The following is a 24667-nucleotide window of genomic DNA, read 5'->3' on the forward strand; positions in this document are numbered from 1 at the left end:
GCCACGTGCCGCGCTCAACGGACGGGGCGGGGCAGGCCCACCGCGTCATACATCACGTTTGTGACCTCGGTGCGCCGCCCGGGGTCCGTGCCCGTGAACAGGAGGACCTGCTCCACGGCCTGGTGCAGGAGCATTTCCAAGCCGTCGACGACGCGGCCGCCGGCCGCCGCCCAGGCCGTGGCGAGGCGGCTGGGCCATGGATCGTACGCGACGTCGAGGAGGACGGAACCGTGCCCCATGGCCTGCAGCGGCAGGGCCTCGGACCAGGGATCCGCCGCGCCGGGCGGGAGGGTGGAGATGACGACGCCGTAGCCCGGCAGGCGCTCGGAGGCCTCCGGGGTGCCGATCGCCTCGGAGGACAGCCCGAGGCCCCGGGCGAGCCCGACGGCATCGGCCGCCCGGCCCGTGTCGCGCACGACGAAGTCGATGGCGGCCGCCCCGAGGGCCGCCGCCGCCTCGGCGGCCGCGGCCGCCGTGCCGCCGGCACCCAGGACGCCGATGCGCAGGCCGGGATCCGGCTCCACGCCGAGCGCGCGGACGATCCCGTCGACGTCCGTGTTCTCGCCGTGGAGCGAGGGGCCGCCGGTTCCGGGGCGGACGACGACCGTGTTGAGGGCGCCCAGCCTCCGGACCCGGTCCGAGACGGAGTCCATGTGCGGCACGAGGGCGTGCTTGAGGGGCATCGTCACCGAGAGCCCCCGCCATCCGGCCTCTCCGCGCAGCCGTGCCGCGAGCTCGGCCGCGTCGGGGACGCCTGCGTCGATGGCGTCGTAGCCGATCGGCAGGCCCAGATGGGCGTAGGCCGCCCGGTGCAGGACCGGTGACCTCGAGTGCCCGATCGGCTGTCCGACGACGGCCGCGCGGGCCCCGCTCACTTGCAGATGTCCGGATTGGCCGCGCACCACTGGCGGAATTCCTCCTGGTAGACGCGGTGTTCGGCGTAGGTCGAGGCGAACTTCGTCTCGCCCGTCGTCGTGTCCACCGTGACCCAGTAGTAGAAGTCGTTCTCCTCCGGGTTGATCGCCGCCTCGATGGCCGAGTGGGCGGGCGAGCCGATGGGGGTCGGCGGCAGCCCAGGGTGCACGTAGGTGTTGTACGCGTTGTCCGCGTCGTTCTTCTCGGCCTCCGTGAACTGGAGCGAATAGCGGCCCAGGCCGTAGATGACGGAGGAGTCGACCTGGAGCAGGCCGTTGGTCTCCGTGTTCCCGGGACGGAGCCGGTTCTCGATGGCGCCGGCGACGACGGGGTAGTCCTTGGGCCGGGCCTCCGCCTGCAGGATGCTGGCGATCTTCAGGACCCGGTACTGCTCCTCCGGGTCGGAGACGCCCTGCGAGGTGAGCTCCTCGAGCGTGGCGTCCACGAGGAGCTGCAGGACGCCTTGGGCATCGGTCTCGAGCGGGAAGCGGTACTCCCCCGGGTGGAGGTAGCCCTCGAGCGTCGTCGCGGGCCCCGTGATGCCGAAGGCCTCCGGCTGCTCGTTCAGCGCCTCGAGCTCGGCGACGTCGAGGCCCGTGGCCTTGTTGATCTCCTCGAAGACGGCGCCGGTGCGCATGTTCTGCCGCAAGGCCACGTAGTGCACCTTCTCGCCGCCCGTGCCGATCATCGACTGGGCGACCTCGAGGGCCGGCATCCGGCGCTGGAGCTGGTACTCCCCCGGGTGGATCTCGCGGTTCTCCGCCTCGACCTCCTGGATCGCGGCCAGGAAGAGGGTACGGCTCGCGACGATCTCCTCTTCCACGAGCTTGTCGCCGATTTGGATGGGACCCCATCCGGGCTCGACGGTGAAGGTGACCTCGCCTTCCCCCGGACCGGCGAAGTCCTCGGGCTCGCCGGGGCCGAGCAGGGTCTGCAGGAACAGGACGATCGCGGCCACGGCGACGGCGAAGATCCCCAGCACCACGAGCATGACGATGTTCCGCCGCCGGCGGCGCTGCTTGCGGATGGTGCCCGCGGCCGCGGTCTCCTCCGCGTACAGTTCGGCCTCGTCGGGCTCGACGTCGGTGTACTCGTCGTAGTGCTCGCCCGTGGATTCCCCGACGTGCTCCCCCGCGGGCGCGTCGACGTCAGCCGCCGCGGACCCGTCGTGTGACTCCGGATGACCGGGGTCGTGGGACTCGGCCGTGGCGCCGCGGTGCTCCTGCCGGGGTGCGGGAGCCGCAGGCTGCCGTGGTGCGGGATCGGTGCCGGCCGACACGCCTTCGGCATCGAACGGGGCCGTGGGCTCGCTGCGGCGCCGCCCGCTGCGCAGGCGGCGGAAGGGAGGCCCGTCGCCGACGGCTTCTGTCGGGGCTGGATCCTCGGCCCGGCGGCGGGGTTCCCGCGCGGGGGGTTCGGGATGCGTGTCGTTCACCGGCAGCCGTCCTTTAGTCGGTGTCCGTTGCCGGACGTTCGTCATGATCCACGGCGACCCCCACGTCCCGTTGGAGCGATTTTTCCATATTCAGGGCATGTTGAAGAATAGCGGCTGCGGCGACCTGGTCAACGACCCCGCGGTGTTTGCGTCCGTCGAGCCCCGCATCGCGCAGCGAGCGGTGGGCCGTCACCGTGGTCAGCCGCTCGTCGACGAGGCGGACCCCGGCGGCCGCGCCGGAGCGGGCGAGCAGGCCCGCGAGCTTCGCCGCGTAGTCCCTGGCCATGCGGGTCGAGGCCGTCTCGCCGCCGCCGAGCGACTGCGGCAGCCCCACGTAGACGGTGAGGGCCTCGCGTTCACGGACGATCCCGGCGAGGATCCGGAGGTCGGAATCCTTCTTGGCATCGCGCGTGAGCGTCCTCAATGGCGTTGCCACGAGGCCGTCGGGGTCGCAGACGGCGACCCCGACGCGCACCTGGCCGACGTCCACACCGAGCCGGACGCCGCGTTCGACGCCGTTCAGGACCGCTCCGCGATCTGGCGGACGATCGCCTGGAGGGCGTCGTCCACGCGGGTCGCGTCCTGGCCGCCGCCCTGGGCGACGTCGTCCTTCCCGCCACCGCCTCCGCCGAGGATGCCGGCGGCCGTGCGGACCAGCGCGCCCGCCTTGAGCCCGGCGTCACGGGCCTCTTCCGTCGTCGCGACGAGCACGAGCGGGCGGCCGCCGGAGACTCCGGCGAGGGCCACCACGTTGGCCCCCGCGCCGAGGCGCGAGCGCAGGTCCAGCGCAAGCGAGCGCAGGTCGTCCGCGGAGCCGACCTCGCCGGCGTCGTGCGCCAGGACGCGGATGCCCGAGACGTCCACGGCCGAGGCGAGGAGCTGCCCCGCCCGTGCCGCGAGCTGTTCGCGGCGCAGGCGCTCGATCTCCTTCTCGGCGGCGCGCAGCTTGGCGACGGTGGACTGGATGCGCTCGGACAGCTGGTTCGACGGAACGCGGAACATCTCCGACAGCTCGCCCACGAGGGCGCGCTCGGCGGCCCCGTGGCGGAAGGCCTCCATGCCGACGAGCGCCTCGACGCGGCGGTTGCCGGAGCCGACGGACTGCTCGCCCAGCAGGGTGAGGGTGCCGATCTTCGAGGTCGAGTCGACGTGGGTGCCGCCGCAGAGCTCGCGCGACCAGGCGCCGTCGATCTCCACGACGCGGACCGTCTCGCCGTACTTCTCGCCGAAGAGGCTCATCGCCCCGAGCTGACGGGCCTCGGCGAGCGGCATGACGGTGGTGCGGACCGGGTGGTTGTTCCGGATCGCGAGGTTGGAGACCTCCTCGATCTCGCTGCGCGCGGCCGCGGAGATGCCCTCGGCCCACGTGAAGTCGAAGCGCAGGTAGCCGGCCTTGTTGAACGATCCGCTCTGGAGCGCCTCGGGGCCGAGGATCTCGTGGAGCGCGGCATGGATGATGTGCGTTCCGGAGTGCGCCTGCTCCCCCGAGTGCCGGCGCTCGCGGTCGACCTCGGCCAGCACGGTGGCGGACGACGGCAGCTCGCCCTCGCGCACGACGGCGCGGTGCACGCTCAGCCCCTTGACGGGAGCCTGGACGTCGAGGACCTCGACGACGAAGCCGTCGCCCGTGATGAGGCCGACGTCGGCCGCCTGCCCGCCGGCCTCCGCGTAGAACGGGGTCTCGCGCAGGACCAGGTCGATCTCCTCGCCCTGGGTGGCGAAGTCGACGAGCTCCCCGGCGCGCACGATGCCGCGCACGGTGCTCTCGGTGCTCAGCTCGTCGTAGCCCGTGAAGACGCTGCCGCCGTCGGCCTGGAGGCGGTTGAACACCGTCAGGTCCGCATGGCCGGCCTTCTTGGCCTTGGCGTCCTGGCGGGCGCGCTGGCGCTGTTCTCCCATGAGGTCGCGGAAGCGCGTCTCGTCGACGGCGAGGCCCGCCTCGGCGGCGATCTCGAGCGTCAGGTCGATCGGGAAGCCGTAGGTGTCGTGGAGCGCGAACGCGTCTTCGCCGGAGAGCGCGGTCCCGGCGGTGCGCGACTGGCGCACGGCCTCCTCGAGACGGGCCGTTCCGGAGGCGATCGTGTGCAGGAAGGCCTTCTCCTCGGCGTACGCGATCCGGCTGATCCGGGCGAAGTCCTCCTCCACCACCGGGTAGACGCCCTTCATGGCGTCGCGCGAGGCGGGGAGCAGCTCGGGCAGCACCGCGTCGTCGACGCCGAGCAGGCGCATGGCACGCACCGCGCGGCGGATGAGGCGGCGCAGGACGTAGCCGCGGCCCTCGTTGGAGGGGACGACGCCGTCGGAGATGAGCATGAGCGCCGAGCGGACGTGGTCGGCGACGACGCGCAGGCGGACGTCGTCGGTGTGGTGCGGATCGGCCGGGTCCTCGGTGCTCGTGTACTCCCTGCCGGAGAGCTCGGCGGCCTTGTCCAGCACGGGGCGGACCTGGTCCGTCTCGTACATGTTCTCGACGCCCTGGAGGATCATGGCAAGGCGCTCCAGGCCCAGGCCGGTGTCGATGTTCTTCTGCGGCAGTTCGCCCGCGACGTCGAAGTCGGTCTTGGAGCGCACGGCGGAGAGCTGGTACTGCATGAACACGAGGTTCCAGATCTCGATGTACCGGGTCTCGTCGACGGCGGGGCCGCCCTCGATCCCGTACTCGGGGCCGCGGTCGTAGTAGATCTCGGAGCAGGGGCCGCCGGGCCCGGGCTGCCCCGTGCTCCAGTAGTTGTCCGCCTTGCCCGTGCCGATGATGCGCTCCTCGGGGACGCCGACCTTGTCCCGCCAGATCGCGCGCGCCTCGTCGTCGCGCTCGTCGCCGTCCTCGTACACCGTGACCCAGAGCCGCTCGGCGTCGAGCCCGAATCCGCCATCGGCCTGGGGTGCCGTGAGCAGCTCCCAGGCGTAGGTGATGGCCTCTTCCTTGAAGTAGTCGCCGAAGGAGAAGTTGCCGGCCATCTGGAAGAAGGTGCCGTGGCGGACGGTCTTGCCGACCTCGTCGATGTCGCCCGTGCGGATGCACTTCTGGATGCTCACGGCGCGCGGGTAGGGGGCCGCCTCGCGGGCGGTGAGGTAGGGAATGAAGGGGACCATGCCGGCCACGGTGAAGAGCAGGGACGGGTCGCTCGAGACCAGCGAGGCGCTCGGGACGTGGGTGTGGCCCTTGGCGGTGAAGAACTCGACCCAGCGGCGGGCGATGTCCTGCGATTTCATGATGTGGGTGATCCCTTCGAGGAACGGTGTCACGGGGGTGGGGCCGCCGGCGTTGCCGGCGCGGAGGGCCGCGGTTCGCGGCCGGGGGGGGCTAGGGGCGGGGGCGCTGCCGGGACGCCTCGCCCGCGTCGGCGAGGCCGAGGGCCTCGTACAGCTCGGCCTCGCGGCCGGCCATGCCGTCGCGGAACGCCGCGAGCGTCTCGGCGACGGCGTCGGAGGCGCGTCCGACGGCACGGTTCAGGCCGTCCTGGCTCGCCGCGTCGCGGACCTCTCCGAGCTTCTTGAACGCGAGCGCGCCGATGCCGACGCCGACGCCGACCCAGAAGAGCTTCTTCAACATGCGTGTGGCCTTCCTGGTTAGCGGCTGCGCCGGCCCTTGCCGGACGGCTTGTGGTTCATGGCGGAGCGGACGCCGTGGCTGAAGGCGGCGACCTTGATGAGCGGCCGGCCCAGGACGGAAGCGAAGAGCGAGGACAAGGCGGTGATGTTCGCGGACGCGTCCGAGACGTTGCTCGTGATCCCGTCGACCTTGCGCAACTGGTGGTTGGTGGTGGCCACGGTCGTGGTGACCTCCTCGAGCAGCGGGCTCGTGCCGTCGGAGAGCTCCCGGACGGCGGTCCGCAGCTCGTCGAACACCTTGCCCAGCTTCCAGACGGGAATGGCCAGCAGGGCCACCAGCACGGCGAAGACGCCGGCGGCGATGAGGCCGGCGATGTCGGACCCGGTCATGACTATGCTCCTCGTTTCGGTGGCTGCAACGCTACCCAACACTACCTAAGGTTCCCGGATGCCACAGAGCCCGCGGCACGAAGGCCGCGGGCTCTGTGGTGGTCGGCGGGTGGCCGCGCCTCTGATCCGGTGGGATCAGCGGGCGTAGTACTCGACGACGAGGTTCTCTTCGCAGGTCACGGGGACCTCGGAGCGCTTCGGGCGGCGCACGAGGCGGGCCTGCAGGGCCTCCAGCTTGACGTCCAGGTAGCCCGGGACGGCCGGGAGGACGTCACGGTGGGCGCCGGCGGCTGCGACCTGGAAGGGGACCATGGTCTCGGAGCGCTCGTGCACGTGGATGAGCTGGCCCTCGGCGACACGGAACGACGGGCGGTCGACGCGCTTGCCGTCGACGCAGATGTGGCGGTGCACGACGAGCTGGCGGGCCTGCGAGATGGTGCGGGCGAAGCCGGCGCGCAGCACGAGCGCGTCGAGGCGCATCTCGAGCAGCTCGATGAGGTTCTCACCGGTCAGGCCGGCGGTGCGGCGGGCCTCTTCGAAGACGCGGGTCATCTGGGCCTCGCGGATGCCGTACTGGGCGCGCAGACGCTGCTTCTCGCGCAGGCGCACCGCGTAGTCGCTGTCCTGCTTCTTGCGGGCGCGGCCGTGCTGTCCGGGGCCGTACGGGCGGCGCTCCATGTACTTCTCGGCCTTGGGGGTCAGTGCGATGCCGAGGGCGCGCGAGATGCGAACCTTGCGGCGGGCACGGGTATTGGTGCTCACGTAGTGTCCTTCGTGTGTATCGGCGGCTGTCGTTGTGGCCCGGCCTCCGGGATGGAGAGTGTCGGGAAGCCGCTTCCCGTCGTGCTGCAGCGCGCTCCGCTCCGCGGCCGCGGAAGGATCCGGGCGTGAAAGGAGGGGCGGCTTGCCGGCCAAGGATCAATCCTAGCACCGTACCGCGCTCCACCGCATGTCGCGCCGGCAGCGGGTGGTCTGACCCGGGGCGGCGCGCCGCCCAGGAGGCGGGAGCCCGGCACGAAGCCCCGGCTGCCGGCCCGGTCCGTCAGGGGGCGCGGCGTTCCCCGTCCTTCGCCCGCTGCGGTTGCGGGCCCCGGATGATGCCCCGTAGCCGCTCCAGTCGCTCGGCGACCGCGCGTTCGGAGCCGTTGCCCGTCGGCACGTAGTAGTCCCGGCCGACGAGGTCGTCCGGGGGGTACTGCTGCTCGGCCACGCCGTGGGGGGCGTCGTGCGAGTACACGTAGCCCTTGCCGTGGCCCAGTTGCCGGGCCCCGGGATAGTGCGCGTCGCGCAGGTGGGAGGGGATGCCGCGCCCCTTGCCGGCGCGGACGTCGGCGATGGCGGAGTTCAGGCCGTTGTAGGCGGCGTTCGACTTGGGGGCCGTGGCCAGGTGCACGGTCGCGTGCCCCAGGATGATCCGGCCCTCCGGCATGCCGATGAGCTGGACGGCCTGCGCGGCGGCGACGGCCGTCTGGAGCGCCGTCGGATCCGCCAGGCCGATGTCCTCCGACGCGCTGATCACGAGCCGCCGGGCGATGAACCGGGGGTCCTCCCCCGCCTCGATCATCTTGGCCAGGTAGTGCAGCGCGGCGTCGACGTCGGAGCCGCGGATGGACTTGATGAACGCGCTGACGACGTCGTAGTGCTGGTCGCCGGCGCGGTCGTAGCGCTGGACGGCGACGTCCATGGCCCGCTCGGCATGCGCGGTGGTGAGCCGGACGCGGGCGTCGGCACCGCCGTCGGACTCCCCCCATGCCACGCCGGCGGCGGCCTCGAGCGCCGTGAGGGAGCGGCGGGCGTCTCCCCCGGCCATGCGGATGAGGTGCTCGAGGGCCTCCGGCTCCACGTCGACGGTCCCGGCGAGCCCGCGTTCGTCCTCGACGGCGCGCTCGAGCAGGGCCTGGATGTCCCCTTCCTCGAGGGGCTGCAGGGTCAGAAGCAGCGAACGGGACAGGAGCGGCGCGACGACGGAGAAGGACGGGTTCTCGGTCGTGGCTGCGACGAGCACGACCCAGCGGTTCTCCACGCCGGGCAGCAGCGCATCCTGCTGGGCCTTGTTGAAGCGGTGGATCTCGTCGAGGAAGAGCACCGTGGTGATGCCGCGCAGATCCCGGTCGGACAGGGCCTGGTCCATGACCCGGCGGACGTCCTTGACGCCGGCGGTGATCGCGGACAGCTCCACGAACGTGCGGCCAGGGCCCCGGGCGATCACGTGGGCCAGCGTCGTCTTGCCCGTTCCGGGGGGACCCCACAGGATGATGCTGGACGGGCCGGCGGGGCCCGTCTGCGCGTTTCCGGCGAGCTGGCGCAGGGGCGATCCCGGCTTGAGCAGGTGCTGCTGGCCCACGAGCTCCTCGAGGGTCCGGGGCCGCATGCGCACCGCGAGCGGGGGCCGAGGCCGGGCGCGGCCCTCGTCCTCCTCCGGCTCGGGCGCGTCGAGTCCGCTCAGCAAGTCATCCACCGCACCAGCCTATCGGCCGTTGGACCGCCGGCCGATCCCGGGGCCCGGCCAGCACGGTCCCCCGGTGGACCATCGTCGGCGCGGTACCGCGCCGGCCCGGGGTCCGGACGGTAGAGTTCCCCACGGCGCGCACCTCCCCGGCCGCCGGACCCAGCACACGCCGCCTGGTCGCGGCCCGATCCAGGAGGCTCCCATGAAGGCCATCGCACAGCGCGTCAGTTCGGCCTCGGTGGTGGTCGACGGCGCGTCGGTCGGCTCGATCGGCTCCGGACTGCTCGTGCTGCTGGGCGTCGCCACGACGGATACCCGGCGGGAGGCCGAACTGCTGGCGGCCAAGTTGTGGAACCTGCGGATGCTGGAGGACGAGGCGTCGTGCGCGCAGACCGGATCCCCGCTCCTCGTCGTCAGCCAGTTCACGCTCTACGGCGACGTCCGCAAGGGGCGACGCCCCTCGTGGACCCGGGCCGCGGGACGCGAGCTCTCGGAACCGCTCTACGAGGAGTTCGTGGCCGCCCTGCGGCGCCTGGGAGCCCACGTGGAGACCGGGGTCTTCGGCGCCATGATGGAGGTCTCCTCGACCAACAGCGGTCCGTTCACCCTGATCGTGGACACGGACGAGCTGCCCGGCTAGCGGGCCGGCCCCGCCGGGCCGGCCAGACCGGTCCCCCACCCAACGCACGAACCCATCCGCCCGGCCGGTCCCACACTCATCGCGCGAAACCATCCGCCCGGCCACGTCGTGCCCAGTTCACGTCAACTGGGCGAGGGCGCCACTCCCCGGCCACTTCATGGGGTCTACCTCGTGAAGTCGTGGCCGGCCGACTGTTTCGCCGAGAAGACGTGAAGTGGGCGGCGGGCTGTTTCGCCGAGACGACGTGAAGTGGGCGGCGGGCTGTTTCGCCGAGAAGACGTGAAGTGGGCGGCGCACGGGACGGGAGGGCGGACGACGGCGGGGCCCACACCCCAGGTGCGGGCCCCGCCGTCGTGCGGTGTGCGGGCTACGGGGCGGCCGGGGCCGCCTCCTTCGCCGTGTCGGCCTTCTTCGGCTCCGGCTTGGCGTCCACGCCGGCCTCCTTGCGCTGCTGCGCGGTGATCGGGGCGGGCGCGGCCGTCAGCGGGTCGAAGCCGCCGCCGGTCTTCGGGAAGGCGATGACGTCGCGGATCGAGTCCGATCCGGTGAGCAGCTGAACGACGCGGTCCCAGCCGAACGCGATGCCGCCGTGCGGCGGGGCGCCGTACTTGAAGCCCTCGAGCAGGAAGCCGAACTTCGTCTGGGCGGCTTCCTGGTCCAGGCCCATGAGCTTGAACACGCGCTCCTGGACATCGCGCTGGTGGATGCGGATCGAGCCGCCGCCGATCTCGTTGCCGTTGCAGACGATGTCGTAGGCGTAGGACAGCGCGCTCTCCGGGTCCTGGTCGAACGTGTCCAGGAACTCCGGGCGCGGCGAGGTGAAGGCGTGGTGCACGGCGGTCCACTGGCCGGAGCCGACGGCCACGTCGCCGGAGGCCACGGCGGCCGCGGCGGGCTCGAACATCGGAGCGTCGACGACCCACACGAACGCCCAGTCGCCGTCCTGGACGAGTCCGGTGCGGTGCCCGATCTCGACCCGGGCCGCGCCGAGCAGGGCCCGCGCCTCGCGCGCCTCGCCCGCGGCGAAGAAGATGCAGTCGCCCGGGGCCGCGCCCACGGTCGAGGCCAGGTTCTCGCGCTCGAAGTCGGTGAGGTTCTTGGCCACGGGGCCCGTGAGCTCTCCGGACTCCTGGACCAGGACGTAGGCGAGGCCCTTGGCGCCGCGCTGCTTGGCCCACTCCTGCCAGGCGTCGAGCGTACGACGCGGCTGCGAGGCCCCTCCGGGCATGACGACGGCGCCGACGTACGGGGCCTGGAAGACGCGGAACGTGGTGTCCTTGAAGAACCCGGTCAGCTCCGTCAGCTCGAGGCCGAAGCGCAGGTCCGGCTTGTCCGAGCCGTACTTCTCCATGGCCTCGGCGTAGGTCATGCGGCGGATCGGGGTGGGGATCTCGACGTCGATCAGGCGCCACAGCGCGGCGACGATCTTCTCGCCCAGCTCGATGACGTCGTCCTGCTCCACGAAGCTGGCCTCGATGTCCAGCTGCGTGAACTCCGGCTGGCGGTCCGCGCGGTAGTCCTCGTCGCGGTAGCAGCGGGCGATCTGGTAGTACTTCTCGAAGCCGCCGACCTGGAGGAGCTGCTTGAACAGCTGCGGGGACTGCGGCAGCGCGTACCAGGATCCGGGCGCCAGGCGGGCCGGGACCAGGAAGTCGCGGGCGCCCTCGGGCGTGGACCGCGTCAGGGTCGGCGTCTCGATCTCGACGTAGCCCTCGGTGTGCAGCAGCTCGCGCGCCACCCGGTTGGCCTCCGAGCGCAGGCGGATGTTGGCGTTCGGCTGGGGCCGGCGCAGGTCGAGGTAGCGGTGGCGCAGGCGCGCCTCCTCGCCGACCTCGACGTGCTCGTCGACCTGGAACGGCAGCGGGGCCGCCGTGTTCAGCACGGTGACCGTCTCGGCGATCACCTCGACCTCTCCGGTGCCGAGCGCGGGGTTCTCGTTGCCCTCGGGGCGGCGCTCCACCGTGCCGGTGACCTGGAGGACGAACTCGTTGCGCAGCGCGTGGAAGTCGGCCTCGTCGCGGACGACGATCTGTGCCACGCCCGAGGCGTCACGCAGGTCGAGGAAGGCGACTCCGCCGTGGTCGCGGCGGCGGGCCACCCACCCTGCCAGGGTGACGGTCTGTCCAATGTGCTCGGCCCTGAGGGTTCCCAGGTCGTGGGTGCGCAGCACTGTGGTCCTTTCCGAAAGGGGAATGCGGACGGCGCCGTGGCGTTCACTTCCGCATGGTTTGATCAATCCCGAACGAGTTTACCGGTCTGCCGTGCCGCGTGCGGACGCGCCGCCCCTCCGCCCGGCGGGGGACGGCCCGTCGGCCGCTCCGCGGCGGCTCCCCGCAGCGCCCCCACGTGCCGGTGAGGCACCCCAACCAGGCTGGAGTCGAGACGTGCCCCCATCCCCCGCCGAGCGGCGCCCGCTCGGGCTCCCGTCCGCCGTCGTCCTCGGCGTCGCCTCGATGGTCGGCGCGGGCGTCTTCGTCGTCCCCGGACCCGCGGCGGCGGCCGCCGGACCGCTCCTCTGGGCGGCGCTGCTCCTCGCGGCCGCCGTCGCCTCGGCGAACGCCCTGGCCGTCGCGGCCCTCGCGAGCCGGCACCCCGAGGCCGGAGGCGCCTACCTCTACGGGCGTCGGCAGCTCGGCCCGTGGCCCGGCTTCCTCGCCGGCTGGGGGTTCCTCACAGGCAAGAGCGCGTCCTGCGCCGCGATGGCGTACACGTTCGGCCTGTACGCTGCCCCGGGCTTCGCCGTGCCGCTGGCCGTCGGGGCCGTGGCCGTCCTGGCCGGGGTGAACGTGCTCGGCGTCAACCGCACGGCCGGGGCGGCCCGCCTGCTCCTGCTTCCGGTCCTGGGCGTCCTCGCGTTCGCTTGCGCCGCCGCGTTCGCGCGTCCCGCGGCGGAGCCCGTGGCCGCGGGGCCGGCGGGAACCGCGGCGGGGACGGCGCAGGCCGCCGCGCTGTTCTTCTTCGCGTTCGCTGGCTACGCGCGGATCGCCACGCTCGGCGAGGAGGTCCGGGATCCCCGTCGCACCATCCCGCGTGCGGTCCTCTTGGCGCTCGCGGCGACGCTCCTCCTCTACGGCGCGCTCTGCCTGGCGCTCGTCCACGGGCTCGGCCTCGGGGCCCTGGCGGCCAGTACGACGCCGGTGCTCGCCCTCGGCGCGCACGTGGGGCTCGCGGGATGGGTCGTCGGGGCCGCGGCGGCCCTCGCGTGCCTCGGATCGCTCCTGGCGCTGCTCGCGGGGATGTCGCGGACGACCCTGGCCATGGCGCGCGACGGCGAGCTTCCGCGCGTCCTCGCTCGCGTCGGCGACCGGCACGGGGCGCCGTGGGCGGCCGAGCTCGCCTGCGCGGTCCTCGTCGTCGCCGTCCTGCTCACCGGCGAGCTGACGATCCTCGTCGGCTTCTCGAGCTTCGGCGTGCTCGTCTACTACGCGGTCGCGAACGCGGCGGCGTTCACGCTGGCCGGACGCCCGTGGTACAGCCCGCGGTGGCTCAACGCCGCGGGCTTCGCGGCCTGCCTGGTCCTCGCCGCGAGCGTTCCCGGTCCGAGCGCTGCCGTGATGATCGCGGTCTTCGCCGTCGGCGCCGCCGGGCGGGCCGTCGCGCAGGCGGCCGTCCGGCGGCGTACGGGGCAGGAGCGGAGCGGCCGCGGCTAGCTGGCGTCGACCGCCTCCACGCGCGGGTTCAGGTCGGCGGCCGGCGGCATCCAGGTGGCCGGGTCGGCCGGGACCTGGTCGCCGGAGCGGATGTCCTTGACCTCGTGCGAACCCCCGGCCCCGGTGAACCAGACGTAGGGGATGCCGCGGCGGTCCGCGTACTTGATCTGCTTGCCGAACTTCTCGGCGCTCGCCGCGACCTCCACGGGAATCCCGCGGGAGCGGAGCGCGGCGGCGACGTCCTGCGCGTCGGACCAGGAGTCGTCGTTCGCGAGGGCGACGAGGACCGCCGTCGGGACTTCCCGGGAGGCCGCCACGGATCCGTCGGCGAGGAGCCGCGAGACGAGCCGGCTGACGCCGATCGAGAGGCCGACCCCGGGGAAGGTCCGGCTGCCCTTGGACGCGAGGGACTCGTAGCGGCCGCCCGAGCAGATCGATCCGAGCTGCTCGTGGCCCGTCAGGACCGTCTCGTAGACGGTGCCCGTGTAGTAGTCGAGTCCGCGCGCGATGCTCAGGTCGGCGACGACGCGCCCCGGGGCGCGGCGGGACGCGGCTTGCAGGACCTCGGCCAGCTCGGCGAGGCCCTCGTCGAGGAGCGGGTGCTCGACGCCGAGGGCGCGTACCCGTTCCACGAACGAGGCGTCCTCGGTACGGATCGCGGCGAGCGCCAGCGCGGCGTCCGCCTGCTCCGACGTGGCGCCGAGCTCGCTCGCGAGGAGCTCCTTGACCTTCGCGGCCCCGATCTTCTCGAGCTTGTCGATGCTGCGCAGGACGCCCGCGGTGTCCTCCAGGCCGAGGCCCAGGTAGAAGCCCTCGGCGAGCTTGCGGTTGTTCACGCGGACCGTGAACGGCCCGATCGGCAGGGCCTCGAGGGCCTCGGCGATGACGAGGGCCAGCTCGACGTCGTAGCGGAAGGGCAGCCTGCCGTCGCCGACCACGTCGATGTCTGCCTGGGTGAACTCGCGGAAGCGGCCGTCCTGCGGGCGCTCGCCCCGCCAGACCTTCTGGATCTGGTAGCGGCGGAACGGGAAGGCCAGGTGGCCGGCGTTCTCCACGACGTAGCGGGCGAACGGGACGGTGAGGTCGAAGTGCAGGGCGAGGGCGGACGGGTCCTGCGCCGAGGCCGCGGCGTCCTGGAGGCGGCTGAGCCCGTAGACCTCCTTGTCGATCTCGCCCTTGCGCAGGAGCTGGCCCACGGTCTCGACGGCCCGGGTCTCCAAATTGGAGAAGCCGTGCAGCTCGAAGGTCCTCCGCAGCGTGTCCAGGACGTGCAGCTCCACGAGTCGCTCCGCGGGAAGCCATTCGGGGAAGCCGGACAGGGAGGCCTTGCGTGCCATGGGTGTTCCACTCCTTGTGGTCGGTGCGGGGCGGCCCGCGGTGCGGCGGCGCGCCCGGCGGCCCCGGGACGTGATGGGGCCGCGACTGCCCCATTCTAGGGGCGGTGGCGGCCGTGCCGCGAAGCCCCCCGCCACGCAACTACCTGTGAGGGTGGCAACTCGGTAAAGTGGCCGGAGTACCACAGGGGTCCCGGAAGCCGTCCGGGACCGAGTCGAGTGAAAGAGTTCCAGCGGTGACCACCAGTCAGCAATCCGACGACCAGATCCAGTCCGCACCGGCCGAGGCCACCGAGCACGACGACGTGCAGGCGCAGGACGACACCGTGGAAGCCCGGCCCGCCGAGGCCGCAGCTCCGGGAGGGACGGCCGCCCCCGAAGAGCCTGCATCGCAGGAGCCGCAGGGCGAGGAGCCTGCCGGGCAGGAGCCGCAGGCCGAGGAACCGACCACGCCGAAGGCGCAGGCCGAGGAGCCTGCCGCGCGGGAGCCGCAGGCCGAGGAGCCGGCGCCCGCGCCGTCCCCCGCCCCGGTCCCCGGCCCGAAGCCGGGAGGACGCGTCCCGTCGCCGGCCGCAGTCGCCCACCGCCCCGCCCAGCCCGCGGCACCCGTGGTTCCTGCGCCGCCGTCGTACAGCACCCCCTTGGACGAGGCCGCGAAGTTCGCCCGCGTTGCCGAGGACGGCCATGTGTTCGTCCTCATTGGCGGCGAAGAGCACCCCGTGGGCCAGTACCCCGACGCGAGCCCCGAGGAGGCGCTCGCCTACTTCGTGCGCAAGCACGACGACGTCGTGAGTCAGCTCCTGCTGCTCGAGCAGCGCGTCGCCGCCAAGGCGCCCGCCGGCGACATGACCAAGACCCTGGACCACCTGGCCGAGCAGGTCGCCGAGCGCGGAATGGTCGGCGATCTCGCCGCCCTCGAGGCCCGGATCGAGACCGTCCGGGGCGAGGTCGCCCAGCTGCAGCGCGCCGAGCGCAAGGCGCACGAGGAGCAGCGGACGCAGGAGCTCGCCGCCCGCGAGGCGATCGTCGCCGAGGCCGAGGAACTGGCCGCCAAGGATCCGGCGAACGTCCAGTGGAAGCAGGGCAGCAACCGGATGAACGAGCTGTTCGAGCAGTGGAAGGGCGCGCAGAAGCACGGCGTCCGCCTCGGCCGCTCGACCGAGGACGCGCTCTGGAAGCGCTTCCGTTCGGCGCGGACGACGTTCGACCGCCACCGCCGCGCCTTCTTCTCCCAGCTCGATGCCGACAACTCGGAGGCCAAGGCCGCCAAGGAGGCCCTCATCGCACGGGCCGAGGCGCTCTCGAGCTCGACCGACTGGGGCCACACTGCCGGCGAATACCGCCGCCTCATGGACGAGTGGAAGGCCTCCAAGCGGGCGTCCCGCAAGGACGACGACGCCCTCTGGGCGCGCTTCCGTGCCGCCCAGGACGTCTTCTTCAACGCGCGGCAGGCCGCGAACGACGCCCTGGACCAGGAGTTCGCCGGGAACCTCGCCGTCAAGGAGCAGATCCTGGCCGAGGCGAAGTCGCTCCTGCCGATCAAGGACCTCGCCGCCGCGAAGAAGGCCCTCGACTCGATCCGCGACCGCTGGGACGCGGCCGGCAAGGTGCCGCGCGCCGACATGCAGCGGATGGAGAGCGGGCTGCGCCAGGTCGAGGAGGCCGTGCGCTCCGCCGAGGACGAGCAGTGGCGCCGTTCCAATCCCGAGACCAAGGCGCGCACGAACAGCATGCTGACCCAGCTCGAGGACACCATCGCGCAGCTCGAGTCGGAGCTCGAGGCCGCCCGTGCCGGTGGCAACGAGCGGTCCATCCGCACGGCCGAGGAGGCGCTTGAGGCCCGGCGCTCGTGGCTCGAGACGCTGCAGAGGTCCGCGCAGGACTTCCAGTAGCGGGGTCCCGGCCGACGGGCCGGGCACTGCCGCCTCACAGGGGCGCCGGCTTTCCACAAGGGAAGCGGCGCCCCTGTCGCGTTCCCGGGCCCGATGGAACAGTGGGTGCCATGGACAGCCCCTGGAACGATTCCGCGCTCCCCTCCGTCATCGGCCTCGACGGGCGCCACTCGCGCGCGGAGCTCGGGGCCATGGTGCTCGACGGCGTGCTGCGGCCCGTGCTGCCCGGCGCCCTCGTGCCTGCGGGGCTTCCGGACACGCCCGAGGTGCGGGCCGCGGCGGCGGCACACGTGGCCGGGCGCGTGCCGGCCGGGACGCTGGGCCGCTTCACCGCCGCGTGGATCCACGGCTGCGCTCCCCCGCCCGGGGAGCTCGAGGTGCTCGTGCGGCGCTTCCACCGCCTCCCGCGCTCGGCGGACACGATGCCGCTGCGGCTCCACGAGGCCGAGACTGATGCCCGGGACACGGAGCTGCTGGGCGGCGTGCCCGTGACGACGCCCGTGCGGACGGCCGTCGACATCGCGCTCTTCGGGGAGGAATCGGCCGCACGGGCCGTTCTGAGCCGGATCACCCACCGGGCCGGGCTCGGCTGCCCCCCGGGCCACCTGTTGGGCCGGCTCGAATCGCTCGTGCGGCGTCCGGGCAAGTCGAGGGCGATCGAACTGGTGCGTTCGATGCTTCGGGAGGTGGCGTAGGAGGCCGGGCGGACCCTATGGGAAGGAGGGCGCACCGACCGGGGCCGGCAACCGGGCGTAGTGACCGGGGGCGCGGACCGCGGGCTCAGGTGCGGCGCTGGCCAGTATTGGAACTCGTGCGGTACACGTCGTAGACGCCGTCGATACGGCGTACGGCGTTCAGCACGTGGTGCAGGTACTTGGGGTCGCCCATCTCGAAGGAGAAGCGGGAGAGCGCCGTGCGGCTGCGGGTCGTGTTCACGCTGGCCGAGAGGATGTTCACGTGGTTCTCGGAGAGGACGCGGGTGACGTCGGAGAGGAGGGACTTGCGGTCGAGGGCCTCCACCTGGATCTCGACGAGGAAGACGCTCGTCTTGGTCGGTGCCCACTCGACGTCGACAAGGCGCTCCTTCTGGTTGGCCAGGGCCAGCAGATTGGTACAGTCCGCCCGGTGCACGGAGACCCCGGATCCCCGGGTCACGAAGCCCTCGATGGCGTCCGGCGGCACGGGGTTGCAACAGCGGGCCAGCTTGGCCAGGACCTCCCCCGCGCCCTTGACCACAACGCCCGAATCCGACGTCGAGAGCCGCTGCGACGTCGAGGTCACGGGCGTCTCGTCGAACTCCGTCTCCTCGACCTGCGCGGGGCCGACCAGGGCCGTCAGGTGCTCGATCACGTTCTGCGCCGAGGTGTGGCCATCTCCGACCGCGGCGTAGAGCGCGGTGATGTCCTGGTGGCGCAGCTCGTGGGCGACGGCCGTCAGGGTGTCGTGCGTCATGAGCTTCTGCAGGGGCAGGTTGTTCTTGCGCAGCGCCCGGGTCAGGAGGTCCTTGCCCTTGTCGATGGCCTCTTCGCGGCGTTCCTTCGTGAACCACTGGCGGATCTTGTTCCGCGCGCGGGCGCTCTTGACGAAGCCCTGCCAGTCCTGGCTGGGACCCGCGCCCTCGGCCTTGGAGGTGAAGATCTCCACCCAGTCGCCGTGGTGGAGCTCGCTGTTGAGCGGGACGAGCTTGCCGTTGACCCGCGCGCCGATCGTGCGGTGGCCGACCTCCGTGTGCACCGAGTAGGCGAAGTCGACGGGCGTGGATCCCGCGGGCAGGGCCATGACCTCGCCCTTGGGCGTGAAGACGAAGACCTCGGCCGCGTTGATCTCGAACCGCAGGGAGTCGAGGAACTCGCCCGGATCCCGGGTCTCTTGCTGCCAGTCCAGGAGGCTCCGCAGCCAGCCCATGTCGGAGCCCTCGGGGCCGCTGCCTTCGGCCTTGGCTCCCGGATTCTTGTACTTCCAGTGGGCGGCCACCCCGTACTCCGCGCGCCGGTGCATGTCGTGCGTGCGGATCTGGATCTCGACCGGCTTGCCGCCCGGTCCGATCACGGTGGTATGCAGCGACTGGTACATGTTGAACTTCGGCATCGCGATGTAGTCCTTGAACCGGCCGGGCAGCGGGTTCCAGCGCGCGTGCAGGGCGCCGAGGGTCGCGTAGCAGTCGCGCACGCTGTCGACGAGGACCCGGACCCCCATGAGGTCGTGGATGTCGTCGAACTCCTTGCCGCGCACGATCATCTTCTGGTAGATCGAGTAGTAGTGCTTCGGGCGGCCCGTGATCGTCGCCTTGATGCGGGCCAGATGCAGGTCGTCGCCGATCTGGGCCCGCACGGTGGCCAGGTACTTCTCGCGCTCCGGCGTGCGGTCGCCCACCATCCGCACGATCTCCTCGTACACCTTGGGGTGCAGGGCGGCGAAGGAGAGGTCCTCGAGCTCCCACTTGACCGTGTTCATGCCGAGGCGGTGGGCCAGCGGCGCGAAGATCTCGAGCGTCTCGCGGGCCTTCTTGGCGCTGGACTCGGGCGAGACGTAGCGCCACGTTCGCGCGTTGTGCAGCCGGTCGGCCAGCTTGATCAGCAGCACGCGGATGTCCTTGGACATCGCCACGACCATCTTGCGCACCGTCTCCGCCTGCGCGGCCTCGCCGAACTGGACCTTGTCCAGCTTGGTGACGCCGTCGACCAGCATGGCCACCTCGGTGCCGAACTCGCGACCGAGCTGCTGGAGGGAGTAGTCGGTGTCCTCGACGGTGTCATGCAGCAGGGCGGCGGCGAGGGTCGTGCCCGTCATGCCCATCTCGGCGAGGATCGTCGCGACGGCGACGGGGTGGGTGATGTAGGGATCGCCGCTCTTGCGCTTCTGGCCCTCGTGGCAGCGTTCGGCGACGGCGTAGGCCCGCGTGATCAGGTCCAGCGCCTCGCGGGGGCTGTTGGCGCGCACCGTGCGCAGCAGCGGTTCCAGGATCGGCGGCTGGCCGGACGGCGTGCGGCCGGCCAGCCGGGCGAGGCGGGAGATGGTCCGCTCGCGCCGTCCCGGTCCGTTGCGGTTCCCGGCGCCGGGAACCGGCACGGGGGCGGCGGGCTGTTCGGCCATGGGCGGTCCCTCTCCGGTCGGCGTGCGGGGTACATCAAGATTACTGCACGCCCGGCGTGCTCCGGACCGGGCCCGGACAGCGCTCCGGCCCCGTCCGCGCGACACGCGGCCGGGGCCGGAGGCGGCACCGTGGCGGGTGGGGCGGATCCGCGAAGGGGCCGTCCCGGTGACGGGTCAGGCGAAGGCCGGACGCCGCTCGTGTACGCGCTTGGTGTGGCGCACGATCTCGGGCTCGCCCGCGCGGAAGAGCGCGTAGAGCGGGGCCTGGACGAAGACCGTGGCCAGCGTTCCGACGATGATGCCGATGAACAGCGCCAGGGCGAGGTCGCGCAGCGTGCCCGCGCCGAGCAGGAACGCGCCGATGAAGAGGATCGAGGCGACCGGCAGGATCGCGACCACGGAGGTGTTGATCGAGCGCACGAGCGTCTGGTTCACGGCCAGGTTGACCTTCTCCTCGAACGTCCGCTCGAACTGCTCGAAGACGTTGGAGGTGTTCTCGCGGATCTTGTCGAAGACCACGACCGTGTCGTAGAGGGAATAGCTCAGGATGGTCAGGAAGCCGATGATCGCCGAGGGCGTGACCTCGAAGTCGGAGAGCGCGTAGATCCCCGCGGTCACCGTCACGACCGTGAAGAGCCCGATGATGGCCGCGAGCGACATCTTCCAGGTCCTGAAGTAGAACGCCATGAGCAGGGCCACGAGGACGATGAACACGACCAGGCCGATGAGCGCCTGCTTGGACACGTCCTGGCCCCACGTGGGGCCGACGAACGTGGACGTGACGCGGTCCGCGGAGACCCCGTAGGCCTCGGCCAGGGCCCCGGCGACCTCGAGCGTCTCGTCGTCGCTCATGCGCTCCGTCTGGACGCGCATGGTGCCGGGGGCGATGTTCGTCACGCGCGGCGTGTGGTCGGGGACCACGGAGGACACGGCCTGCTCCCCGAGGGCGACCTCCGTCGTGGCGACCTGCGAGACGGTGAACTCGGAACCGCCGCGGAACTCGATGCCGAGGTTGAAGCCGCCCTTGACGAACGGAACGATCACGGAGAGCACCAGCAGGACGCCGGCGATCGCGAACCAGAGCCGGCGCTGGCCGACGAAGGGGTAGGAGCGCTTGCCGGTGTAGAGCTCGTTGCCCCAGGTGGCGAGGTTAGGCATGGTCGGAATCCTTCGTGGAGGGGGTCGTCACCGAGTCGCGCCCGGCGGCCTTGCGGCGTTCGGCGATGGTCTGGCGTCGGGCCGCCTCCTGGGCGGAGGCCGCATTGCGCTTCGAACGGGCCGCGTCGGCCTCCTCGTTGAACCGCCGCACCTGCCCGGCGCCCCGGTAGAGGGGCACGACGCCGAGCAGCGACGGGTCAAGGCCGGAGAGCCGGTGTCCCTCGCCGAAGAAGCGGGTGCGGGCCAGAAGCTGCAGCACCGGGTGCGTGAACAGGAAGACGACGATGAGGTCGGCGATGGCCGTCAGGCCCAGGGTGAACGCGAAGCCGCGGACGTTGCCGACGGCGACGAGGTAGAGCACGACGGCGGCGAGCAGGTTCACGGCCTTGGAGGCCACGATGGTCCGCTTGGCGCGCTTCCAGCCGGTCTCGACCGCCGAGGCCAGGTTGCGCCCATCGCGCAGTTCGTCGCGGATGCGCTCGAAGTACACGATGAACGAGTCGGCGGTCAGGCCGATGGAGACGATGATGCCCGCGATGCCGGCCAGGGAGAGCCGGTAGTTCTGCGCCCAGCCCAGCAGGACGAGCGCGAGGTAGGTCAGCAGGCCCGCGACCACGAGAGATGCGATCGTGACCAGGCCGAGCAGGCGGTACTGGAAGAAGGAGTACAGGGCCACGAGGACGAGCCCGATGATGCCCGCGATCATGCCCATGCGGAGCTGGTCGGCACCGAGGGTCGCGGAGATCTGCTGTTCGCTCTGGATCTCGAAGCTGATCGGCAGGGCGCCGTACTTGAGCTGTTCGGCCAGTTCGCGGGCGGATTCCTCGGTGAAGCTGCCGGAGATCTCCGCGCGGCCGTCCGCGATGACCGCGTTCGTCGTCGGGGCGGAGACGATCACTCCGTCGAGGAGGATCGCGAACTGGTTCTGGGCCCCGGTCATGCCGACGAGGCGCTGGGTGACCTCGCGGAACTGCCCCGTGCCCTCGCCGTTGAACTCGAGGTTGACGGCCCAGCCGCCCGTCACGAAGCCCTGGGCGTTGCGCTGCTGGCCGTGGCTCGCATCGACGATGTTCTGGCCGGGGATCTCGACGGGGCCGACGATGTACTTCGACAGCGTCGACGGATCGCAGGCGACCATGGGCTGCCCGGGGTCGTTGACGGAGTCGCTGCGCTCGGCGAGCTCGGCGGCGCAGTCGTAGGCCTCGAACTCCTGCATGAGCGCCGGGGAGATCCAGTTGGTGTCGGAGGCGTTCTCCGGCTCGGCCGACGGCTCGGGGAGCTGGTCTTCCGGCGTGCGGTTCTCCTCGGGCGTGGCGCCGAACGAACCGGCCAGGATCACGGGCCGGAACTCCATGTTCGCGGAGGCCTGGATGAGCTGGCGCTCCCGGGCGGACGGGGTGCCCGGCATGGAGACCACGACGTTGCGGCCCGACTGGGTCGTGATCTCGGCTTCGGCGACGCCGGAGCCGTCGACGCGCTGGCGGATGATCTCGACGGCCTGGTCGAGCTGCTCCTGCGTCGCGGCGGCACCGCCGGCGACCTCGGGGGCGAGGATCATCTGCGTTCCGCCCTCCAGGTCCAGCGCGAGCTTCGGCGCCCACGTCGTGTTGCCCGAGGCGACGCCGCCGACGAGCACGGCACTGAGGGCGATGAGGAGCACGCCGAGCCACAGCAGGGCACGCCGTGCGTGCCTGATCGGGCCTGTTGTTGACATCGTGGAACTTTCTTCTTGGTCCGCGGCGGGAATTCAGCGGCGGGCAGCCGGGATGCGTCGTGCATCCCGGCTGCCCGCCGTGAGTGGTCTATTCCTTGTTCTTGCCGTCTTCCTCAAGGCGGCGCAGGGTCTCCTCCGGGGTCTCGTCCAGGCTGGAGGTCCCGGCGGGCGCCTGCTCTTCGGCGGCGGGCTCGGCGTCCATCACGCGGGCGATCGCCTGTGAGTGCACGGTGGCCGTGCTGCCCGGGGAGAGTTCGAGGACCACCTTGTTCTCCTCGGCGTCGATCGAGACGACCGTGCCGAAGAGCCCGAACTGCGTCATCACCTGCGATCCCGGGGCGAGCTGCGACTTCATCTGCTCCTGCTGCGCGCGCGCCTTGCGACGCGTGCGGAACATCATGAAGATCAGCAGGCCGATCGCCGCGAAGAGGATGAGCGACATCGGATCGAAGCCGCCCTGCGGGGCCTGCTCTGAGGAATTCTGGGCCAGTACCGTAATCGTCAAGGGGAAACCTGTCTGTGTTCTTGCGAAGTCTGCCGGGCGCGCGGCGGCCTGGGCCGGGCGGCGCAAGACACCATTGTATAGGCCGAATCTGGACAAAGTGTGAGCGCCGCAACCCCGGCCCCTTCCCCGTGCCCGGCCGCGGGGCTACTCCCCCGCTGCCTCCCCGTCGAGCTCGAAGGCCTCCTGGGCCCCGAAGGCGCCCGAGGGCATGGCCAGCCCGAGGTGCTCCCACGCGGCCGGCATCGCGATCCTGCCCCGCGGCGTGCGGCCGAGCAGCCCCTCGCGGACCAGGTACGGCTCGGCCACGGTCTCGACCGTCTCGGTCTCCTCTCCGACGGCGATCGCGAGCGTCGAGAGCCCGACCGGTCCCCCGCCGAACTTGGTGCAGAGGGCCTGGAGGACGGCGCGGTCCAGGCGGTCGAGCCCGCGCGCGTCGACCTCGTACATATCCAGCGCCGCGCCCGCGGAGCGTGCGTCGATCTCCTCGGTGCCGTGGACGAGGGCCCAGTCGCGCACCCGCCGCAAGAGGCGGTTGGCGATGCGGGGCGTGCCCCGAGAGCGGGAGGCGATCTCGGTGAACGAGGCCGAGGTGACCTTGAGGTCCATCAGCATCGCCGAGCGGCGCAGGACCAGCTCGAGCTCGTCCACGGAGTAGAACTCGAGGTGGCCCGTGAAGCCGAAGCGGTCCCGGAGCGGTCCGGGCAGCAGGCCCGCCCGCGTCGTCGCGCCGACGAGGGTGAAGGGCGGCAGCTCGAGCGGGATCGCGGTGGCCCCGGCGCCCTTGCCGACGACGATGTCGACGCGGAAGTCCTCCATGGCCATGTAGAGCATCTCCTCGGCGGGCCGGCTCATCCGGTGGATCTCGTCGAGGAAGAGCACCTCCCCCTCCGTGAGGGAGGACAGGATCGCCGCCAGGTCGCCGGCGTGCTGGATCGCGGGACCGGAGCTGATGCGCAGGGGGGCGTTCATCTCGGCCGCGACGATCATGGCCAGGGTCGTCTTGCCGAGGCCGGGCGGTCCCGAGAGCAGGACGTGGTCGGACGTCCGTTCGCGGATGCGGGCCGCCTCGAGGACGAGCGAGAGCTGGCGCCGGACGCGCTGCTGCCCGACGAAGTCGTGGAGGTTCTTCGGCCGCAGGGCCGCCTCGAGGGCGCGCTCCTCGGGTTCGCTGCCGGCCGTGACGGGCGAGGGATCGGCCATCCGGGACCCCTACCGGCCGCTCCGGGCGCTGCCGCGCCCGAGGTCGCGTAGCACCGTCCGCAGGATCTCCCCGACGTTTCCGCCGGCCACGATCTCCGGTTGGTCCCCGGCCGTCGCGTCGAGGGCCCTGCCGGCGTCCTTCTCCGACCAGCCCAGGCCCGTGAGCGCCTCGAGAACGGGCGCCCGCCAGGCCTCGCCGGCCGGAACCGCCGGGGTGGTGGATCCGGGGGCCCCGGTCGGCGCGAGCTTGCCCGCGAGCTCGAGGACCATGCGCTGGGCGACCTTCGGGCCGATCCCGGGAACTCGGGTCAGCGTCTTCGTGTCGGATCCGGCCACGGCGATCCGCACGTCTTCCGGTGAGAGGACCGCGAGCACGGCGAGGGCGAGCCGCGGGCCGATCCCGGCCACGGACTGCAGCACCTCGAAGACCTCCCGGCCGTCGGTGTCGCCGAAGCCGTAGAGCGTCATGGAGTCCTCGCGCACGACCATGGCGGTATGCAGCACGGCCTGCCGCCCCACGTGCAGCCCCGACAGCGTCTGCGGCGTCGCCTGGACGAGCATGCCGAAGCCGGACACGTCCACGACCGCGCTGCCGAGTCCAACATGCTGGACCGTCCCGCTCAGGGAACTGATCATCGAAAGGCCACCCTCCGGCGTCGTCATCGGTCCGGGGCCGGAACGGCCATCCGAACACATCTACGAATACCATACCGCCTGCCACGGCCCCCGCGGGCGGTACG

The 24667-nt window shown here is 71.9% G+C and carries 20 protein-coding genes; 4 read left to right on the forward strand and 16 right to left on the reverse strand.

What is annotated here, in order from left to right:
• Positions 1-14: 14 nt before the first annotated feature.
• The 8 genes from ACQ3I4_RS03040 to ACQ3I4_RS03075 form a co-directional block, all read right to left on the reverse strand.
• Positions 15-875, reverse strand: a complete 861-nt coding sequence (locus ACQ3I4_RS03040; protein ID WP_430632764.1) for a shikimate dehydrogenase family protein — start codon at positions 873-875, stop codon at positions 15-17.
• A complete protein-coding gene (gene mltG, locus ACQ3I4_RS03045; RefSeq protein ID WP_430632765.1) occupies positions 872-2350 on the reverse strand; it encodes an endolytic transglycosylase MltG in 1479 nt (492 codons plus the stop codon). Before mltG ends, ACQ3I4_RS03040 begins: the two co-directional genes overlap by 4 nt.
• Positions 2351-2363: 13 nt before the next feature.
• Positions 2364-2840, reverse strand: a complete 477-nt coding sequence (ruvX, locus tag ACQ3I4_RS03050; RefSeq protein ID WP_430632766.1) for a Holliday junction resolvase RuvX — start codon at positions 2838-2840, stop codon at positions 2364-2366.
• 29 nt (positions 2841-2869) lie between these two features.
• Complete coding sequence (gene alaS, locus ACQ3I4_RS03055) at positions 2870-5563, reverse strand: alanine--tRNA ligase (protein ID WP_430632767.1); 2694 nt, start codon at positions 5561-5563, stop codon at positions 2870-2872.
• A gap of 91 nt (positions 5564-5654) precedes the next feature.
• Positions 5655-5903, reverse strand: coding sequence for a hypothetical protein (locus ACQ3I4_RS03060; protein ID WP_329861360.1), 249 nt, complete (start codon positions 5901-5903; stop codon positions 5655-5657).
• 17 nt (positions 5904-5920) lie between these two features.
• Complete coding sequence (locus ACQ3I4_RS03065) at positions 5921-6292, reverse strand: DUF948 domain-containing protein (RefSeq protein WP_329861358.1); 372 nt, start codon at positions 6290-6292, stop codon at positions 5921-5923.
• Between the two features lie 135 nt (positions 6293-6427).
• On the reverse strand, positions 6428-7054 hold the full coding sequence (gene rpsD / locus ACQ3I4_RS03070) for a 30S ribosomal protein S4 (protein ID WP_329861356.1): 627 nt from the start codon (positions 7052-7054) through the stop codon (positions 6428-6430).
• A gap of 280 nt (positions 7055-7334) precedes the next feature.
• Positions 7335-8663, reverse strand: coding sequence for a replication-associated recombination protein A (locus ACQ3I4_RS03075; RefSeq protein WP_430632798.1), 1329 nt, complete (start codon positions 8661-8663; stop codon positions 7335-7337).
• Positions 8664-8943: 280 nt separating this feature from the next.
• Here ACQ3I4_RS03075 and dtd point away from each other — a divergent pair, with 280 nt between their 5' ends.
• Positions 8944-9381, forward strand: a complete 438-nt coding sequence (dtd, locus tag ACQ3I4_RS03080) for a D-aminoacyl-tRNA deacylase (RefSeq protein WP_430632768.1) — start codon at positions 8944-8946, stop codon at positions 9379-9381.
• 367 nt (positions 9382-9748) lie between these two features.
• Here dtd and aspS read toward each other — a convergent pair whose 3' ends face one another.
• A complete protein-coding gene (aspS, locus tag ACQ3I4_RS03085) occupies positions 9749-11551 on the reverse strand; it encodes an aspartate--tRNA ligase (protein WP_430632769.1) in 1803 nt (600 codons plus the stop codon).
• 214 nt (positions 11552-11765) lie between these two features.
• Here aspS and ACQ3I4_RS03090 point away from each other — a divergent pair, with 214 nt between their 5' ends.
• The gene (locus ACQ3I4_RS03090) at positions 11766-13031 is read left to right on the forward strand and encodes an APC family permease (protein WP_329861353.1); all 1266 of its coding nucleotides are present in this window, start codon (positions 11766-11768) and stop codon (positions 13029-13031) included.
• Here the strand turns inward: ACQ3I4_RS03090 and hisS are convergent.
• On the reverse strand, positions 13028-14368 hold the full coding sequence (hisS, locus tag ACQ3I4_RS03095; protein WP_430632770.1) for a histidine--tRNA ligase: 1341 nt from the start codon (positions 14366-14368) through the stop codon (positions 13028-13030). The two genes, ACQ3I4_RS03090 and hisS, sit on opposite strands and share 4 nt — an antisense overlap.
• A gap of 233 nt (positions 14369-14601) precedes the next feature.
• Here hisS and ACQ3I4_RS03100 point away from each other — a divergent pair, with 233 nt between their 5' ends.
• Positions 14602-16257, forward strand: a complete 1656-nt coding sequence (locus ACQ3I4_RS03100) for a DUF349 domain-containing protein (protein ID WP_430632771.1) — start codon at positions 14602-14604, stop codon at positions 16255-16257.
• Positions 16258-16367: 110 nt separating this feature from the next.
• Entirely contained in the window at positions 16368-16952 is a 585-nt protein-coding gene (locus tag ACQ3I4_RS03105) for a type IV toxin-antitoxin system AbiEi family antitoxin (RefSeq protein ID WP_329861350.1), read from the forward strand.
• An 85-nt stretch (positions 16953-17037) separates the two neighbouring features.
• On the opposite strand, the gene ACQ3I4_RS03110 is transcribed toward ACQ3I4_RS03105, so the two are convergent.
• From ACQ3I4_RS03110 to ruvA, 6 genes are all read right to left on the reverse strand, one after another.
• Positions 17038-19350, reverse strand: a complete 2313-nt coding sequence (locus ACQ3I4_RS03110; RefSeq protein ID WP_430632772.1) for a RelA/SpoT family protein — start codon at positions 19348-19350, stop codon at positions 17038-17040.
• A gap of 174 nt (positions 19351-19524) precedes the next feature.
• Positions 19525-20508 (reverse strand): protein translocase subunit SecF, encoded by a 984-nt coding sequence (gene secF / locus ACQ3I4_RS03115; protein WP_430632773.1) that lies wholly within the window; start codon positions 20506-20508, stop codon positions 19525-19527.
• Positions 20501-22222 (reverse strand): protein translocase subunit SecD, encoded by a 1722-nt coding sequence (gene secD / locus ACQ3I4_RS03120; RefSeq protein ID WP_430632774.1) that lies wholly within the window; start codon positions 22220-22222, stop codon positions 20501-20503. The genes secF and secD overlap by 8 nt, the downstream gene beginning before the upstream one ends.
• Before the next feature lie 88 nt (positions 22223-22310).
• Entirely contained in the window at positions 22311-22727 is a 417-nt protein-coding gene (yajC, locus tag ACQ3I4_RS03125; protein WP_329861342.1) for a preprotein translocase subunit YajC, read from the reverse strand.
• Between the two features lie 144 nt (positions 22728-22871).
• A complete protein-coding gene (gene ruvB / locus ACQ3I4_RS03130) occupies positions 22872-23927 on the reverse strand; it encodes a Holliday junction branch migration DNA helicase RuvB (protein ID WP_329861341.1) in 1056 nt (351 codons plus the stop codon).
• Positions 23928-23936: 9 nt separating this feature from the next.
• Positions 23937-24563: a Holliday junction branch migration protein RuvA gene (gene ruvA / locus ACQ3I4_RS03135; RefSeq protein ID WP_329861340.1), complete on the reverse strand. Its 627-nt coding sequence runs from the start codon at positions 24561-24563 to the stop codon at positions 23937-23939.
• Between the last annotated feature and the right edge of the window lie 104 nt (positions 24564-24667).

This window comes from Zafaria sp. Z1313 (genome assembly GCF_050563205.1).
Lineage (GTDB): Bacteria > Actinomycetota > Actinomycetes > Actinomycetales > Micrococcaceae > JAZDCJ01.

Bases quoted from the DNA above. Each gene is read 5' to 3' on its own strand.
- dtd (WP_430632768.1), top strand. From the start codon at position 8,944: ATGAAGGCCATCGCACAGCGCGTCAGTTCGGCCTCGGTGGTGGTCGAC.
- secF (WP_430632773.1), bottom strand. From the start codon at position 20,508: ATGCCTAACCTCGCCACCTGGGGCAACGAGCTCTACACCGGCAAGCGC.
- ruvB (WP_329861341.1), bottom strand. From the start codon at position 23,927: ATGGCCGATCCCTCGCCCGTCACGGCCGGCAGCGAACCCGAGGAGCGC.
- ruvA (WP_329861340.1), bottom strand. From the start codon at position 24,563: ATGATCAGTTCCCTGAGCGGGACGGTCCAGCATGTTGGACTCGGCAGC.
- ACQ3I4_RS03110 (WP_430632772.1), bottom strand. From the start codon at position 19,350: ATGGCCGAACAGCCCGCCGCCCCCGTGCCGGTTCCCGGCGCCGGGAAC.
- ACQ3I4_RS03065 (WP_329861358.1), bottom strand. From the start codon at position 6,292: ATGACCGGGTCCGACATCGCCGGCCTCATCGCCGCCGGCGTCTTCGCC.
- ACQ3I4_RS03075 (WP_430632798.1), bottom strand. From the start codon at position 8,663: ATGCGGCCCCGGACCCTCGAGGAGCTCGTGGGCCAGCAGCACCTGCTC.
- secD (WP_430632774.1), bottom strand. From the start codon at position 22,222: ATGTCAACAACAGGCCCGATCAGGCACGCACGGCGTGCCCTGCTGTGG.
- hisS (WP_430632770.1), bottom strand. From the start codon at position 14,368: ATGGCACGCAAGGCCTCCCTGTCCGGCTTCCCCGAATGGCTTCCCGCG.
- ACQ3I4_RS03060 (WP_329861360.1), bottom strand. From the start codon at position 5,903: ATGTTGAAGAAGCTCTTCTGGGTCGGCGTCGGCGTCGGCATCGGCGCG.
- alaS (WP_430632767.1), bottom strand. From the start codon at position 5,563: ATGAAATCGCAGGACATCGCCCGCCGCTGGGTCGAGTTCTTCACCGCC.
- ACQ3I4_RS03105 (WP_329861350.1), top strand. From the start codon at position 16,368: ATGGACAGCCCCTGGAACGATTCCGCGCTCCCCTCCGTCATCGGCCTC.